This window comes from Streptomyces sp. VTCC 41912, assembly GCF_045799175.1.
GTDB lineage: Bacteria > Actinomycetota > Actinomycetes > Streptomycetales > Streptomycetaceae > Streptomyces > Streptomyces albulus_C.
Genome location: NZ_JBJMAB010000012.1, coordinates 78,437 through 91,770 on the forward strand (window position 1 = coordinate 78,437; position 13,334 = coordinate 91,770).

General features: G+C 72.7%; 14 protein-coding genes. All 14 read right to left on the reverse strand.

The annotated features are described in order from the left end of the window. Positions 1-30 precede the first annotated feature (30 nt). Positions 31-801: a sirohydrochlorin chelatase gene (locus tag ACJ6WD_RS19345; RefSeq protein WP_407616234.1), complete on the reverse strand. Its 771-nt coding sequence runs from the start codon at positions 799-801 to the stop codon at positions 31-33. Positions 802-805: 4 nt separating this feature from the next. Continuing rightward, complete coding sequence (locus ACJ6WD_RS19350; RefSeq protein ID WP_233657862.1) at positions 806-1,891, reverse strand: ABC transporter permease; 1,086 nt, start codon at positions 1,889-1,891, stop codon at positions 806-808. Further along, on the reverse strand, positions 1,878-2,678 hold the full coding sequence (locus ACJ6WD_RS19355; protein WP_016574327.1) for an ABC transporter ATP-binding protein: 801 nt from the start codon (positions 2,676-2,678) through the stop codon (positions 1,878-1,880). The genes ACJ6WD_RS19350 and ACJ6WD_RS19355 overlap by 14 nt, the downstream gene beginning before the upstream one ends. Positions 2,679-2,712: 34 nt before the next feature. After that, complete coding sequence (locus ACJ6WD_RS19360) at positions 2,713-3,822, reverse strand: aliphatic sulfonate ABC transporter substrate-binding protein (RefSeq protein ID WP_233657864.1); 1,110 nt, start codon at positions 3,820-3,822, stop codon at positions 2,713-2,715. 214 nt (positions 3,823-4,036) lie between these two features. After that, a complete protein-coding gene (locus ACJ6WD_RS19365) occupies positions 4,037-5,398 on the reverse strand; it encodes a sulfate adenylyltransferase subunit 1 (RefSeq protein WP_233657865.1) in 1,362 nt (453 codons plus the stop codon). Positions 5,399-5,400: 2 nt separating this feature from the next. Then, positions 5,401-6,336: a sulfate adenylyltransferase subunit CysD gene (gene cysD / locus ACJ6WD_RS19370; RefSeq protein WP_233657866.1), complete on the reverse strand. Its 936-nt coding sequence runs from the start codon at positions 6,334-6,336 to the stop codon at positions 5,401-5,403. 91 nt (positions 6,337-6,427) lie between these two features. Next, the gene (cysC, locus tag ACJ6WD_RS19375; protein WP_233657867.1) at positions 6,428-6,961 is read right to left on the reverse strand and encodes an adenylyl-sulfate kinase; all 534 of its coding nucleotides are present in this window, start codon (positions 6,959-6,961) and stop codon (positions 6,428-6,430) included. Positions 6,962-6,984: 23 nt separating this feature from the next. Continuing rightward, on the reverse strand, positions 6,985-7,674 hold the full coding sequence (locus ACJ6WD_RS19380) for a phosphoadenylyl-sulfate reductase (protein WP_233657868.1): 690 nt from the start codon (positions 7,672-7,674) through the stop codon (positions 6,985-6,987). Beyond that, positions 7,671-7,883, reverse strand: a complete 213-nt coding sequence (locus ACJ6WD_RS19385; RefSeq protein WP_078487065.1) for a hypothetical protein — start codon at positions 7,881-7,883, stop codon at positions 7,671-7,673. Before ACJ6WD_RS19385 ends, ACJ6WD_RS19380 begins: the two co-directional genes overlap by 4 nt. Positions 7,884-7,917: 34 nt before the next feature. Beyond that, positions 7,918-9,612 (reverse strand): nitrite/sulfite reductase, encoded by a 1,695-nt coding sequence (locus tag ACJ6WD_RS19390; RefSeq protein ID WP_233657869.1) that lies wholly within the window; start codon positions 9,610-9,612, stop codon positions 7,918-7,920. Positions 9,613-9,831: 219 nt separating this feature from the next. Next, on the reverse strand, positions 9,832-9,915 hold the full coding sequence (locus tag ACJ6WD_RS19395; RefSeq protein WP_350257049.1) for a putative leader peptide: 84 nt from the start codon (positions 9,913-9,915) through the stop codon (positions 9,832-9,834). A gap of 166 nt (positions 9,916-10,081) precedes the next feature. After that, a complete protein-coding gene (locus tag ACJ6WD_RS19400; RefSeq protein ID WP_233657870.1) occupies positions 10,082-10,675 on the reverse strand; it encodes a GNAT family N-acetyltransferase in 594 nt (197 codons plus the stop codon). 100 nt (positions 10,676-10,775) lie between these two features. Beyond that, positions 10,776-11,660, reverse strand: a complete 885-nt coding sequence (locus ACJ6WD_RS19405) for an LLM class flavin-dependent oxidoreductase (RefSeq protein WP_407616235.1) — start codon at positions 11,658-11,660, stop codon at positions 10,776-10,778. A 204-nt stretch (positions 11,661-11,864) separates the two neighbouring features. Further along, positions 11,865-13,226: a helix-turn-helix domain-containing protein gene (locus ACJ6WD_RS19410; RefSeq protein ID WP_233657872.1), complete on the reverse strand. Its 1,362-nt coding sequence runs from the start codon at positions 13,224-13,226 to the stop codon at positions 11,865-11,867. Between the last annotated feature and the right edge of the window lie 108 nt (positions 13,227-13,334).

A 13,334-nucleotide genomic window follows, 5' to 3' on the forward strand; every position in this document is an offset into this window, starting at 1 on the left:
TGCCGGTCAGGCGGTCAGGCGGTCAGGCGGTCAGGCGGTCAGGGCCGCCGTGTCGCCCCGGGCGCCGGCCCGGACGGCCTGGTCGTAACGGCGCAGCAGCAACCGGGCCAGCTCGGGGGCGGCGCCCAGCACCGGCGCGAGGATGTCGGCGCGGGCCTCGCGCGCCCCGGCGGCGATCCGGTCCGGCAGGAAGCCCGGCGCGATGACGTACGGGGCGACGGCGACGCGCCGGACGCCCTCGGCCCGCAGGGCCCGGACGGCGTCGGCCGTCCGGGGAAGAGATGCGGAGGCGAACGCAGGTCGCACGGCACACCATTGAGCGGTGCGCCGCCACTCCCGCGCGATTTCAGCGATCACTGCGATCGCCTCCGGGTCCGAGGAGCCCGCCGAGGCCAGTACGACCCCGGTCGAGCGGTGGTCGCCGGGCCGCAGCCCGGCCTCCTCCAGCCGGCGCTCCAACGCGCCGGTCAGGAGGAGGGACGGGCCGAGTACCTCGGCTTGATGGACGGTCAGCAGGGGCAGTCGTGCGACGGCCTCCCGCAGCACCGCGGGGATGTCGGTCTTCGCGTGGAAGGCCCGAGTGAGGAGGAGGGGAAGCGCCACCACGTTCCGCACGTCGTCGTCCGACAGGCGCTCCAGGACCCGGGGGATCCGGGGCGCGTTGAAGTCGAGGTAGCCGACCTCCACGCGCAGCCCCGGCCGCAGCTGCCGGACCCGCGCGCAGAGCTCGGTGACGGTTGCGGCGTGCCGAGGGTCGCGACTGCCGTGGGCGATGACGAGGAGAGTGGGGCGTGCGTTCATGGTTTCAGCTCTTGACGAGGAGGCCGCGGCTGCGCAGCACCCGGCGCTCGATCGGGGCGAAGATCAACAACTCGATGCCGATGCCGACGATCAGGATCAGCAGGATCGCGCCCAGCACCCAGGACATGTCCTGCAGTTCACGGCCCTGTTCCAGGAGCTGGCCCAGCCCGGTACCGAGGTCGGGAGCGTTGACGATGAGTTCGGCGGCCATCAGGGACCGCCAGGAGAACGCCCAGCCCTGCTTGAGCCCGGCGAGGTAGCCGGGCAGCGCGGCGGGGAGCAGTACGTGACGGACGCCGGCCAGTCCGGTCGCGCCGACGGTGCGGCCGGCCCGCAGGTACAGCGGGGATATCTGGTCGACGCCGGACACCAGCCCGTTGGCGATCGAGGGGACGGCGCCGAGCAGCACCACCGCGTAGATGGTGGCGTCGCTCAGGCCGAACCAGATGATCGCCGCCGGGACCCAGGCCACCGAGGGCAGGGACTGCAGACCGCTCAGGATCGGGCCGATCGCGGCCCGGACCGGCTTGACGCGGGCCACGATCAGGCCGAGCACGGTGCCGATGGCGACCGACGCCAGGAAGCCGAGGGCGCCGCGGGAGACGCTGGTCCACACGAAGCTGAGCAGCGTGCCTTCGAGCCACTTCTGCTGCAGCGAGCGGAGGACGTCGAGCGGACTCGGCAACAGGTAGTGGGGCTTGAGCTGGAAGTGGTAGGCGAGCTGCCACAGCCCCAGCACGATCACGATCGCGATGAGGGGAGGGAACGCCTTTGACAGCAGGGTGCGCAGCCACGGCTGTCGGGAGACCACGGTGGAGTCGAGCGCGTCGAGCCCGGCCTCCAGACCGGCGAGGTCACCGGCGGCGGGGCGGGACTCACCGGCCGCCTCGGCCGGGGCCCCGGTGGACACCGCGGTGCCGGCCGCGGCAGCGGTGGTGTCGCCTTCGGCGGTGGCTCCGGCAGCCGCCTCGGCCGGGGAGTCGGCCGTCGGGGCGGCCGGTGCCTCGGCGTCGGGGGCGGTGGCCGGTCCGGTGGGGTCGTCGTCGGGCTTCCCGGTGGTGGACGACGTGGTGGTCTCAGTGCTGGCCATGGCGGCGGATCTCCCCACGGAGCTGTTCGGTGATCTCGACGGACAGGTCGGCGACCGCGGAGTCCTCGATGCGGCGCGGCTGGGGGATGTCCACCTGCCACTCCCGGGCGACCCGGCCGGGGCGGGAGGACAGCAGCACGACGCGCTCGCCGAGCCGCACCGCCTCCCGGACGTTGTGGGTGACGAACAGGACCGAGAGGTTGGTCTCGTGCCAGATCCGGGTGAGCTCGTCGTGCAGCACGTCGCGCGTGATGGCGTCGAGCGCCGCGAACGGCTCGTCCATCAGCAGCAGTTGGCTGTCCTGTGCCAGCGCCCGGGCCATCGCCACCCGCTGGCGCATGCCGCCGGACAGTTCGTGCACCCGCTTGCCGTACGCGCCCTTGAGGCGGACGAGTTCGAGCAGCCGCTCGGCCTCGCCGCGGCGTTCCGCACGCGGCACGCCGCGCATCCGCAGGGCCAGTTCGATGTTGCGGCCGGCGGTCAGCCACGGGAACAGCGCGTGCTCCTGGAACATCAGCGCCGGGCGGCCGCCGGGCGTCTCGATGGTGCCGGCGGACGGCTTGTCCAGGCCGGCCACGAGACTGAGGAGGGTGGACTTGCCGCACCCCGAGGCCCCCAGGAGGCAGACGAATTCGCCGGGCGTGACGTCGATGCTGATGTTGTCCAGCACCTGTTGTTGCGCGCCGGGTCGGCCGAACGACTTCGAGACGTGCTGGATGCGAGCGGCGTACGGGCCGGTGGAGCCGGCGGCCGCGGGGGCGGGCTTGGTGAGCGTGTTGGTCGTCATCGGTGTCACCTCCTGGGGGTTCGGGGAGCCGGGGTCAGTTGCCGCCGAGGCCGGCGTCGTCGACCGGCGGCTTGCCCTCGGACTTGAGCACCTTGTTCAGCAGGGTGAGGTCGTAGATGCCCTTGAGGTCGGGCTTCTTCAGCAGCCCTGCCTTGACGGCGTGGTCCGCCTCTTCCTGGAGGGTGGCGGCCAGCGGGTCGTCGGTGACGTCCACGTTCTTGAAGGCCGGGTCGATGACGTCGTCCGGCAGTGCCTTACCGGTGATCGTCGGGTCCGCGAGCTTCTCGTTGAGCGCCTTGACCGCCTCGGCGGGGTGCGAGCGGATCCAGGCGTTGGTCTTCACCGACGCGCGCAGCACCGCCTCGACCGCCTTCGGGTGCTCCTTGAGGAACCGCTGCGAGACGATCATGTTGGTGATGACGAACTTGCCGTCCTTCCACAGCTTCTTCTCGTCCAGCAGCGACTTGCCGCCCTGGGCGACCAGCTTGGACGCGGTGGGCTCGGGGACCCAGGCGCCGTCGATGCTGCCCTGCCGGAAGGCGGTGGGCGTCACCTTGTTGTCGACGCGCTGGACGGTGACGTCACCCTTGCCGCTGGTGGCGTCGACCGAGTAGCCCTTCTGCGCGAGGAAGTTCAGCAGGGCGACGTCCTGGGTGTTGCCCAGCTGCGGGGTGGCGATCGTCTTGCCCTTGAGGTCGTCCAGGCTCTTGATCTTCTTGGGGTTGACGATCAGCGAGACCCCGCCGGACGCCGAACCGGCAATGATCTTCAGGCTCTTGCCGTGCGACTTCACATAGCCGTTGATCGCGGGGGAGGGGCCGATCCAGCCGATGTCGATGGCGTTCGAGTTGAGCGCCTCGATCTCGGCGGGGCCGGCGTTGAAGACCGAGGACTTCACCGCGGTGCCGCCCAGCTCCTTCTGGAACTGGCCCGTCTGCAGGCCGATCAGCGGCGTGGCGTGGGTGGTGTTGCCGAAGAACCCGATCCTGACCTGATCGAGCCCGTCGACCTTCGGCCCCTTCGGGGCGACGGAGGCCGCGGTGTCCTTCGGGGCCTCGGAGCCGTAACCGCAGGCCCCCAGCGCGACGGTCAGCAACGGGACGGTGGCGGCGGCCGCCAGGAGGCGATGACGAACGGCAGACACGGGAGGTGGTCCTCTCGGAGGGCCGGGGCAGTACGCGCCTCGCTACGGCGCGCCCGGCGAAATGGTGGATCTTCGGAAGGAGGTTGTGGGGGGCACGGAGTCACGCATCGTCAGCGCACACATCGGCCGACTCCGCCCTGGCCGCTCCCGAGGGCGCCGCTGCCGACGCGCCCGCCTTCCTTCGCAAAGGTCGAGAACATGTCCTTGAGCATGATCAGAAGTCCCACCCCTCGTCGTCCGCCGCGCCCTGCGGCGCGGGGTCCGCGGCCGCCTCCGCGAACGCGGTGCCCGCCATGCCCGCGGTCAGCGTGGTGCCGTCCGCCGGGTCGATCAGCAGGAAGGAGCCGGTCCGCCGGGACTCCGCGTAGGCGTCCAGCGCCAGCGGCGCGGCGGTGCGCACCACGATCCGGCCGATGTCGTTGGCGGCCAGTTCGCCCGGGGCCGGGTGCTGGGAGAGGTCGTCCAGCGTCAGCCGGGACGGGATCTCCTTGACGATCGCCTTGACGGTGCGGGTGGTGTGCTTGAGCAGCACCCGCTGTCCCACGGTCAGCGGCCGGTCGGCGACGTGGCAGACGGTGGCCTCGACGTCCTGGGTGACCGACGGCGCCGCCGCGGTCGGGGCGATCAGGTCGCCCCGGGAGACGTCCAGGTCGTCGGCGAGGCGCAGGGTCACCGACTGCGGTGCCCAGGCGACGTCCACGCTTTGGCCGAGCGCGTCGATGCCCTCGACGGTGCTGGTCCGACCGGACGGCAGCACGGTGACGGCGTCGCCGACGCGCAGCACGCCGGAGGCGATCTGGCCCGCGTAGCCGCGGTAGTCGGGGTGCTCGGCGGTCTGCGGGCGGATGACGTACTGGACCGGGAAGCGGGCCGGGTCGTCCGACGGGTCGGCGACCACCGGGACGGTCTCCAGGTGCTCCAGCACCGTCGGGCCGCCGTACCAGTCCATGGTGGACGACGGCGTCACGACGTTGTCGCCGGCCAGCGCCGAGATCGGGATGGCGGTGATCTCCGGTACGCCCAGCGAGCCCGCGTAGGCGGTGAACTCCTCGGCGATGGCGGCGAAGACGGACTCCTGGTAGTCGACCAGGTCCATCTTGTTGACGGCCAGCACGACGTGCGGGACCCGCAGCAGGGCGGCGACCGCGGCGTGCCGGCGGGTCTGCTCGACCACGCCGTTGCGCGCGTCGACGAGGACGACGGCCAGTTCGGCGGTGGACGCCCCGGTCACCATGTTCCGGGTGTACTGCACGTGCCCGGGGGTGTCGGCCAGGATGAAGCGGCGTCGCGGGGTGGCGAAGTAGCGGTAGGCGACATCGATGGTGATGCCCTGCTCGCGCTCGGCGCGCAGTCCGTCGGTCAGCAGCGCCAGGTCCGGCGCCTCCTGCCCGCGGTTGCGGGACGCGTGTTCCACGGCCTCCAACTGGTCGGCGAGGACCGACTTGGAGTCGTGCAGCAGCCGGCCGACCAGCGTCGACTTGCCGTCGTCCACGGAACCGGCGGTGGCGAAGCGCAGCAGCGAGGTGGCGCCCGCGTCCACCGTCAGGTCCGAGCGGGCGGTGTTGGTGGTGCTCATGGCTAGAAGTACCCCTCGCGCTTGCGGTCCTCCATGGCGGCCTCGGACATCTTGTCGTCGGCCCGGGTCGCGCCCCGCTCGGTGAGCCGGGACGCGGCGATCTCCGCGATGACGGCCTCGATGGTGTCCGCGTCCGATTCGACGGCGCCGGTGCAGGACATGTCGCCGACGGTGCGGTAGCGCACCTGCCGGACCTCCAGCTTCTCGTCGTCCTTCGGGCCGCCCCAGCCACCGGGCGCCAGCCACATGCCGCTGCGGGCGAAGACCTCCCGCTCGTGGGCGTAGTAGATGGCGGGCAGTTCGATCTTCTCGCGGGCGATGTACTGCCAGACGTCCAGCTCGGTCCAGTTGGAGAGCGGGAAGACCCGGACGTGCTCGCCCGGCGAGTGCCGGCCGTTGTAGAGCTGCCACAGCTCGGGCCGCTGCCGGCGCGGGTCCCAGCCGCCGAACTCGTCGCGCAGCGAGAACACCCGCTCCTTGGCGCGCGCCTTCTCCTCGTCCCGGCGGCCGCCGCCGAAGACCGCGTCGAAGCGGTTCTCGTCGATGGCGTCCAGCAGCGGCACGGTCTGCAGCGGGTTGCGGGTGCCGTCCGGGCGCTCGCGCAGTTCGCCGCGGTCGATGAAGTCCTGCACCGAGGCGACGTGCAGCCGCAGGCCGTGCCGCGCCACGGCGCGGTCGCGGTAGTCGAGGACCTCGGGGAAGTTGTGCCCGGTGTCGACGTGCAGCAGGGCGAACGGCACCGGCGCCGGCGCGAACGCCTTCAGCGCCAGGTGCAGCATGACGATGGAGTCCTTGCCGCCGGAGAAGAGGATCACGGGCCGCTCGAACTCGCCCGCCACCTCGCGGAAGATGTGCACCGCCTCGGACTCCAGGGCGTCCAGGTGCGACAGCGCGTAGGGGTTGTCCAGTTCCTCGGAAAGCGCAGCAACGGTGGTCACGCGGTATCCCCTTCGTTCGCTTCTCCGCCCACGAGGCGCGGAGGTGCGGGTATCACGGCCGGCCGCGGGGCGGTGCCCGCGTGTGCGTCGCTCACGCCAGGCCCCTTTCGACGAGCAGCGCGTGCAGCGCCGCCGCGGACTCCTGCACGGTCTGGGTGTGCGACTCGATCCGCAGGTCCGGTGCCGCGGGCTCCTCGTAGGGGTCGTCCACGCCGGTCAGCCCGGAGATCTCGCCGGCCGCCTGCCGGGCGTACAGGCCCTTCACATCGCGCTCGGAGCAGACCTCGACCGGAGTGGCGACGTGCACCTCCAGGTACGGCGTGCCCTCGCCCTGGTGGCGCTTGCGCACCGCCTCGCGGCTGTCCGCGTAGGGGGCGATCACCGGGACCAGGGCCTTCACGCCGTTGCTCGCCAGCAGTTCGGCGACGAAGCCGATCCGCTGGACGTTGGTGTGCCGGTCCTGGCGGCTGAAGCCGAGGCCCGCGGAGAGGAACTCGCGGATCTCGTCGCCGTCGAGCACCTCGACGCGGTGTCCCTCGCCGCGCAGCCGCTCGGCCAGCTGGTGCGCGATGGTCGTCTTGCCCGCGCTCGGCAGACCGGTCAGCCAGATCGTGGCGCCCGTCATCTGTGTCTCCAAAAACTCCGCCATCAGTGCAGTCCGCACTCGGTCTTGTTGCTGCCGGCCCAGCGGCCGGCCCGCGCGTCCTCGCCGGCCCGCACCCGACGGGTGCAGGGGGCGCAGCCGACGGAGGCGTAACCGTCCATCAGCAGCGGGTTGGTGAGCACCCCGTGCTCGGCGACGTAGGCGTCCACGTCGTCCTGCGTCCAGCGGGCGATCGGCGAGACCTTCACCTTCCGCCGCTTGGCGTCCCAGCCGACCACCGGGGTGTTCGCCCGGGTCGGCGACTCGTCCCGGCGCAGCCCGGTCGCCCACGCGTCGTAGCCGGCCAGGCCCGTTTCGAGCGGCTTGACCTTGCGCAGCGCGCAGCACAGGTCGGGATCGCGGTCGTGCAGCCGCGGGCCGTACTCGGCGTCCTGCTCCGCCACGGTCTGACGGGGCGTCAGTGTGATGACGTTGACGTCCATCACCGCGGCCACCGCGTCCCGGGTCCCGAGGGTCTCCGGGAAGTGGTAGCCGGTGTCCAGGAAGACCACGTCCACACCGGGGAAGGCCCGCGAGGCCAGGTGCGCGACGACCGCGTCCTCCATGGAGGAGGTGACGCAGAACCGCGGACCGAAGGCGTCGGCGGCCCACCGGAGGATCTCCAGGGCGGGCGCGTCCTCCAGGTCGCGGCCCGCCTGCTCGGCGAGCTGCTGAAGGTCGGTGCTGGTGGTCACGGCGTACCTCCGTCAGAAGCGGAAGGAACTGCGGAAGGGGAAGGAGACGGGGCGGACCCGGCGGCTCCCGGGGCCAGCAGCCCCAGGAACTTCAGCCGGAAGGCCCGGCTGCACGCCCGGCACTCCCACGAGCCGTGGCCCTCCTCGGAGGGGTGCAGGTCCTCGTCCCCGCAGTACGGGCAGTAGAACGGCGCGGCGCGTTCGCTCACGGTTCCTCCCGTTCGGTCTCGGTGCGGTGCGGGGTCACTTCAGGGCACCCTCTTCGGCGCGCGCCGCCCAGGTGGCGAACCGCTCGCCCTCCTCGCGCTGCGCCTCGAAGTTGCGCAGCACCCGCTCGACGTAGTCGGGCAGCTCCTCGGAGGTCACCTTCAGTCCGCGGACCTTGCGGCCGAAGCCCGGCTCCAGGCCCAGTGCGCCGCCCAGGTGCACCTGGTAGCCCTCGACCTGGTTGCCGTCGTCGTCCAGCACCAGCTGGCCCTTGAGGCCGATGTCCGCGACCTGGATGCGGGCGCAGGCGTTGGGGCAGCCGTTGAGGTTGATGGTGATCGGCTCCTGGAAGTCCGGCATCCGGCGCTCCAGTTCGTCGATCAGCGCGGAGCCGCGCCCCTTGGTCTCGACGATGGCGAGCTTGCAGAACTCGATGCCGGTGCAGGCCATCGTGCCGCGCCGGAACGGCGACGGGTTGACCTGGAAGTCCAGTGCCTCCAGCCCGGCGACCAGCGAGTCGATCCGGTCCTCGGTCACGTCGAGGATGATCATCTTCTGCTCGACGGTGGTGCGCAGCCGGTCCGAGCCGTGTGCGGCGGCGAGTTCGGCGACCTTGGCGAGGGTGGCGCCGTCGACCCGGCCGACGCGCGGGGCGAAGCCCACGTAGAACCGGCCGTCCTGCTGGCGGTGCACGCCGACGTGGTCGCGCCACTTGTGCGCGGGCTGCTCGGGCGCCGGGCCGTCGACCAGCTTGCGCTGGAGGTACTCGTCCTCGAGCACCTGGCGGAACTTCTCCGGGCCCCAGTCGGCCATCAGGAACTTCAACCGGGCGCGGGTGCGCAGCCGGCGGTAGCCGTAGTCCCGGAAGATGCCGACCACGCCGGCCCAGACGTCGGCGACCTCGTCCAGCGGCACCCAGGTGCCCAGGCGCTGCGCGAGCTTGGGGTTGGTGGACAGGCCACCGCCGACCCACAGGTCGAAGCCCGGGCCGTGCTCGGGGTGGACGACGCCGACGAAGGCCACGTCGTTGATCTCGTGCACCACGTCCTGGACCGGCGAGCCGGAGATCGCGGTCTTGAACTTGCGCGGCAGGTTGGAGAACTCCTTGCTGCCGATGTAGCGCTCGTGGATCTCGTCCACGGCCGGGGTGCCGTCGATGATCTCGTCCGCCGCGATGCCGGCCACCGGCGAACCGATGATCACGCGCGGGCAGTCGCCGCACGCCTCGGTCGTGGACAGCCCCACGGCCTCCAGCTTCTCCCAGATGGCGGGCACGTCCTCGATGCGCACCCAGTGCAGCTGGACGTTCTGCCGGTCGGTGATGTCCGCGGTGCCGCGGGCGTACTGCTCCGAGACCTCGCCGATGGCGCGCAGTTGGGCGACGGTGAGCCGACCGCCGTCGATGCGGACCCGCAGCATGAAGTACTTGTCGTCGAGCTCCTCGGGCTCCAGCACCGCGGTCTTGCCGCCGTCGATCCCGGGCTTGCGCTGGGTGTACAGGCCCCACCAACGCATCCGGCCGCGCAGGTCGTTGGGGTCGATCGAGTCGAAACCGGCCTTGGAGTAGATCGTCTCAATGCGTGTCCGCACATTGAGACCGTCGTCGTCCTTCTTGAACTGCTCGTTGCCGTTGAGCGGCGTGAAGTGACCAACGGCCCACTGACCCTCGCCGCGGTGGCGGCCGGCCTTGCGGCGGGTCGTGGCGGTGGGCGGTTCCGGGGTGGCGGCCATGGGTTACGTCCTTCTGGGCGGCTCAAAGGGAGTGCGGACGGGTCCGGTGAACCCATGCTGACCTGCGTGGACACACCGAAGCGCGGCGCGCGTGGGCGCGTCGGCGGTGGCATGCGGGGTCGGGGGTTCAACGCGTCCGCGACGATGGGGACGACGGGTGCGACGTGGTGGTGCTGAGGTGCTGTCCGGATCCGTGGGTGCGGACCGGCCCGTGCAGCGTCAGCCCGCCCGACAAATGGCGCTGGACATGCGGCCGAGGTCGACGTGCCGCCGACTCACCAAGGCAATTCCAGCTCGAGACATGACGGAAGCGTGGCACGGGGCTCTCCGGACAGTCCACCGTCATCCAAAATATGGACATGCTTGTCCCGCATCGCGAGACGATGTGGCGCCCGTCACGTTGCGGAGGGGTTTCGGGGGCGCGGGCGGCCGCGCCCCCTGCGGGGCCGAAGGGGGGCGCGGGCGCGGCTCAGGGAGTTGCGGCGGCCGGCACCGGCCCGGCGCCCGGCCACGGGCCGGGGGCCTCGACCTCCGGCTCCTCGGTCACCTCGGTGCGGAACAGCCTAAAGCCGCGCCGCTCGTAGTTGGCCCGCGCGTGCGGACCGTCGTCGCTACAGGTGTGCAGCCACACCCGCGCGGTCGCCGGTCGGCCCGGCCACCGCTCGGCCAGGTCCCAGGCCCGCGCCGTTCCGTACCCGAGCAGGTGCCCGCCGATCCGCCGCCCCCGGAAGGCCGGCAGCAGCCCGAAGTAGACGATCTCCACCACTCCGTCCGGCTGGCCCTGGAGCTCGATGAACCCGGCGGGCGTCCCGTGCGCGTACGCCACCCACGTCTCGGTGCCCGGCTGCGCCAGGTGCTCGGCCCAGCGCGCGTACGACCACGCCAGCCGGTCGGTCCACAGGACGTCCCCGCCGACCGCCGTATAGAGGAAGCGGCTGAACTCCGGCGAAGGCACCTCGGACCGGACGATCCGGACGTCCTGCTCGGCGGCCGGCTCCGCGCCGGGCGAGAGCGCGGCGCGCGAGGTCTGTTCGAGGTGCCAGATGGTGACGGGGTGGCTCATGGCGCCAGCACATCACACGGCGGGCGCCGGGCCGTACGGCGGTCCGAGGGCCGGGACGCGCCCGGACCGCCGCGGGCGACGGAGCCGACTGGGGCGTGTCCTAGGAGGTCACGCCCGGCCAGGCGCCGTCCGCCGCGAAGACCGCGTCCGCGAGCCGCTCGACCTGGTCCGGGTCCGGCGACCAGCAGTACAGCATCACCTCGTCCGCCCCGCTCGCGAAGTACCCGGCGACCGCCTCGCGCAGCGTGCCCGGCGTGGTGAGCAGTCCGTCGACGACGTGGTCGGTGTACGGGGTGGCGCCGTAGTACGCGCGCAGTTCGTGGCGGGCGCGGTCCACGACGGCGGCGGGCCCGAGGGCGACGTTCACCTGGGCCAGCAGCCGGGGGCGACCGGCCCGACCGGCCCGCTCCCAGGCCGCCTCCACATCACGGAACAACTGGTCCATCTGGTGGGACGGCAGGGCCGCCCCGAGGAACCCGTCGCCCCAGCGGGCGACCCGTTCCACCACGGCCGGCACGAACCCGCCGAACAGCACCTCCGGTCCGCCCGGCCGCGCCGGTGCGGGCCCGACCGGGCCGACGTCAGCGGACAGCGGCCCGCCGGCCCACAGGCGCCGCAGCGCGGCCAGCTGCCCGTCGAGCCGGCGCCCCCGGGTGCGCAGGTCCACCCCCGCGGCCAGGTAGTCGTCGGCGCGCCCGCCGATGCCGATGCCGAGCGTGAACCGCCCGCCGGACAGCAGATCGAGCGTGGCGGCCTGCTTGGCCAGCAGCGCGGTGCGGTGCAGCGGGGCCAGCAGCACCTCGGTCTGCAGGCGCACCCGGGTGGTCGCGCCGGCCAGCGCGGCCAGGGTGACCAGGGGCTCGGGGTTGGCGTACACCAGCCGGTCGAGCAGGGCGACGGTGGAGAAGGGGCTGGCGTCGGCGCGCCGCGCCCAGGTCAGGAGTCGGGTGGGGTCGGAAATGGGGAGGCCAAGGCCCACGGACACGGAAATCCTCCAGGAACGGCATGCCGCAGGGCATGCGGGAACGCGGATGGTCGTGTCGCCCACTCGTCTGGTCCGGCGCGTCATGCGCGTACCGGCTGCTCCCGTTCTGCGACGTCCTTCTGGAGAGCTGCGTCAGAGTGCGCCCACCGTAGCGGCGGGCGGCGCGCCCGCGCACCGCGATTTCCGGCGGGCGCGCCGGGCCGCTCACGCCATCCCGTGCCCGGCCCCCGCCCGCCGGGCCGCCAGCACCGTCGGCGCGGTGGAGTGCGGCAGCAGTTCCACCGCCCGGGTCGGCAGGCGGAGCTCCACCTCCACCCCGTCCGCGAAGCGGTACGGGCGGTGGGCCAGCACCCCGGCGAGGTTGCGCCGCAGCCGGGACAGCTCGGCCCGGACCGTGACCGTGCGCCCGCCGTCGCCGAACAGGTCCCGGGCCAGTTCGGCGGCGCTGCGCCCGCGCGGGTGGGCGGCCAGCACGAACAGCAGCTCCGCGTGGCGCGGGGTCAGCGCGTGCGACCAGCTGCCCGCCGGACCGGCCACCGTCACCGCCGGCCGGCCGGGCCCGCCGAGGTCCAGCACCACCCGGGGCGGCTCCGGCGCCGGCTCCGGCCGGCCGAGCCGGATCAGCCAGCCGCCGGGCAGCGGCTCCAACGTGCACATCCCGTACCGCGGCAGCCACACCGGCCCGGCCTCCGGCTCCTTGGGCAGCGCCACCCGGTCCGGCGGGGTCATCCCCGTCACCGCCGCCGTCCAGCCGTGCGCGTCGACGGCCAGCGCCCGCCCGCCGATCCGGGCCAGCATCGGCGCCGCGCTGGACCGCAGCCGCTCCAGGGACGCGTGGTGCCGGGTCCGCAGCTCGCCCTCGGCGAGCCGGGCCACCGCGGAGACCAGCGCCAGCGTCGTCGGATGGAAGGAGTACGCCGGCCCGCTGACGTCCACCGTGCCCAGCAGCCGCCCGTCGCGCGGGTCGTGCAGCGGTGCCGCGGCGCACGTCCACTGGTGGTGGCTGCGCAGGAAGTGCTCCGCGGAGTGCACCAGGACGGGGCTGCGGGCCACCAGCGCGGTGCCGATCGCGTTGGTGCCGACCACCCCCTCCGTCCAGTCGGCGCCCTTGTCGAAGCCGAGCCGGTCGGCCATCCGCCGGATCGGGGCGCTGCCGTCGCGCCACAGCACCCTTCCCTCGGCGTCGGTGACCACCATGATCTGCTGGGCGGCGTCGGCGGTCGGCAGCAGTCCGCCGCTGAGCACCGGCAGCACCGAAGCCAGCTGGGACCTCTGTCGCCGGAACTCCAACTCGGCCATGCTCAACAGGTGTTGGTCGTTCGCGCGCTCCGGGTCCACGCCGCGGTCCAGCACCCGCCGCCAGGATTCGCCGATCACCGCGCGGGGCGTGTCCCGGGGTGCCTCCGCCGGCGCGTGGTCACCGGCCAACGTCGCCTCGTGGACCCCGGCCAGCCGCCGTGCGGTCTCCCGGATGTCCTGGGCCGCGTGGACGGCGCCGGCGATCGGTCTCCCGGTCGGCCGGGCGCCGGTCCGCTCGCCGGCCCTGTCGATCGGTCTGTCGCTCACGCTGCTCTCCGTTGCCCCTGCGTCCGGTCCGTGCCCATCGTGCCGTCAGGAGCCGTGCCACGAGGCCCCATTGGCCAGATCTGTTGCAACGGAATGCAACTGTTGTGG

Bases quoted from the DNA above. Each gene is read 5' to 3' on its own strand.
- ACJ6WD_RS19350 (WP_233657862.1), bottom strand. From the start codon at position 1,891: ATGGCCAGCACTGAGACCACCACGTCGTCCACCACCGGGAAGCCCGAC.
- ACJ6WD_RS19390 (WP_233657869.1), bottom strand. From the start codon at position 9,612: ATGGCCGCCACCCCGGAACCGCCCACCGCCACGACCCGCCGCAAGGCC.
- ACJ6WD_RS19365 (WP_233657865.1), bottom strand. From the start codon at position 5,398: ATGAGCACCACCAACACCGCCCGCTCGGACCTGACGGTGGACGCGGGC.
- ACJ6WD_RS19400 (WP_233657870.1), bottom strand. From the start codon at position 10,675: ATGAGCCACCCCGTCACCATCTGGCACCTCGAACAGACCTCGCGCGCC.
- ACJ6WD_RS19395 (WP_350257049.1), bottom strand. From the start codon at position 9,915: ATGTCTCGAGCTGGAATTGCCTTGGTGAGTCGGCGGCACGTCGACCTC.
- cysC (WP_233657867.1), bottom strand. From the start codon at position 6,961: ATGACGGGCGCCACGATCTGGCTGACCGGTCTGCCGAGCGCGGGCAAG.
- ACJ6WD_RS19345 (WP_407616234.1), bottom strand. From the start codon at position 801: ATGAACGCACGCCCCACTCTCCTCGTCATCGCCCACGGCAGTCGCGAC.
- ACJ6WD_RS19355 (WP_016574327.1), bottom strand. From the start codon at position 2,678: ATGACGACCAACACGCTCACCAAGCCCGCCCCCGCGGCCGCCGGCTCC.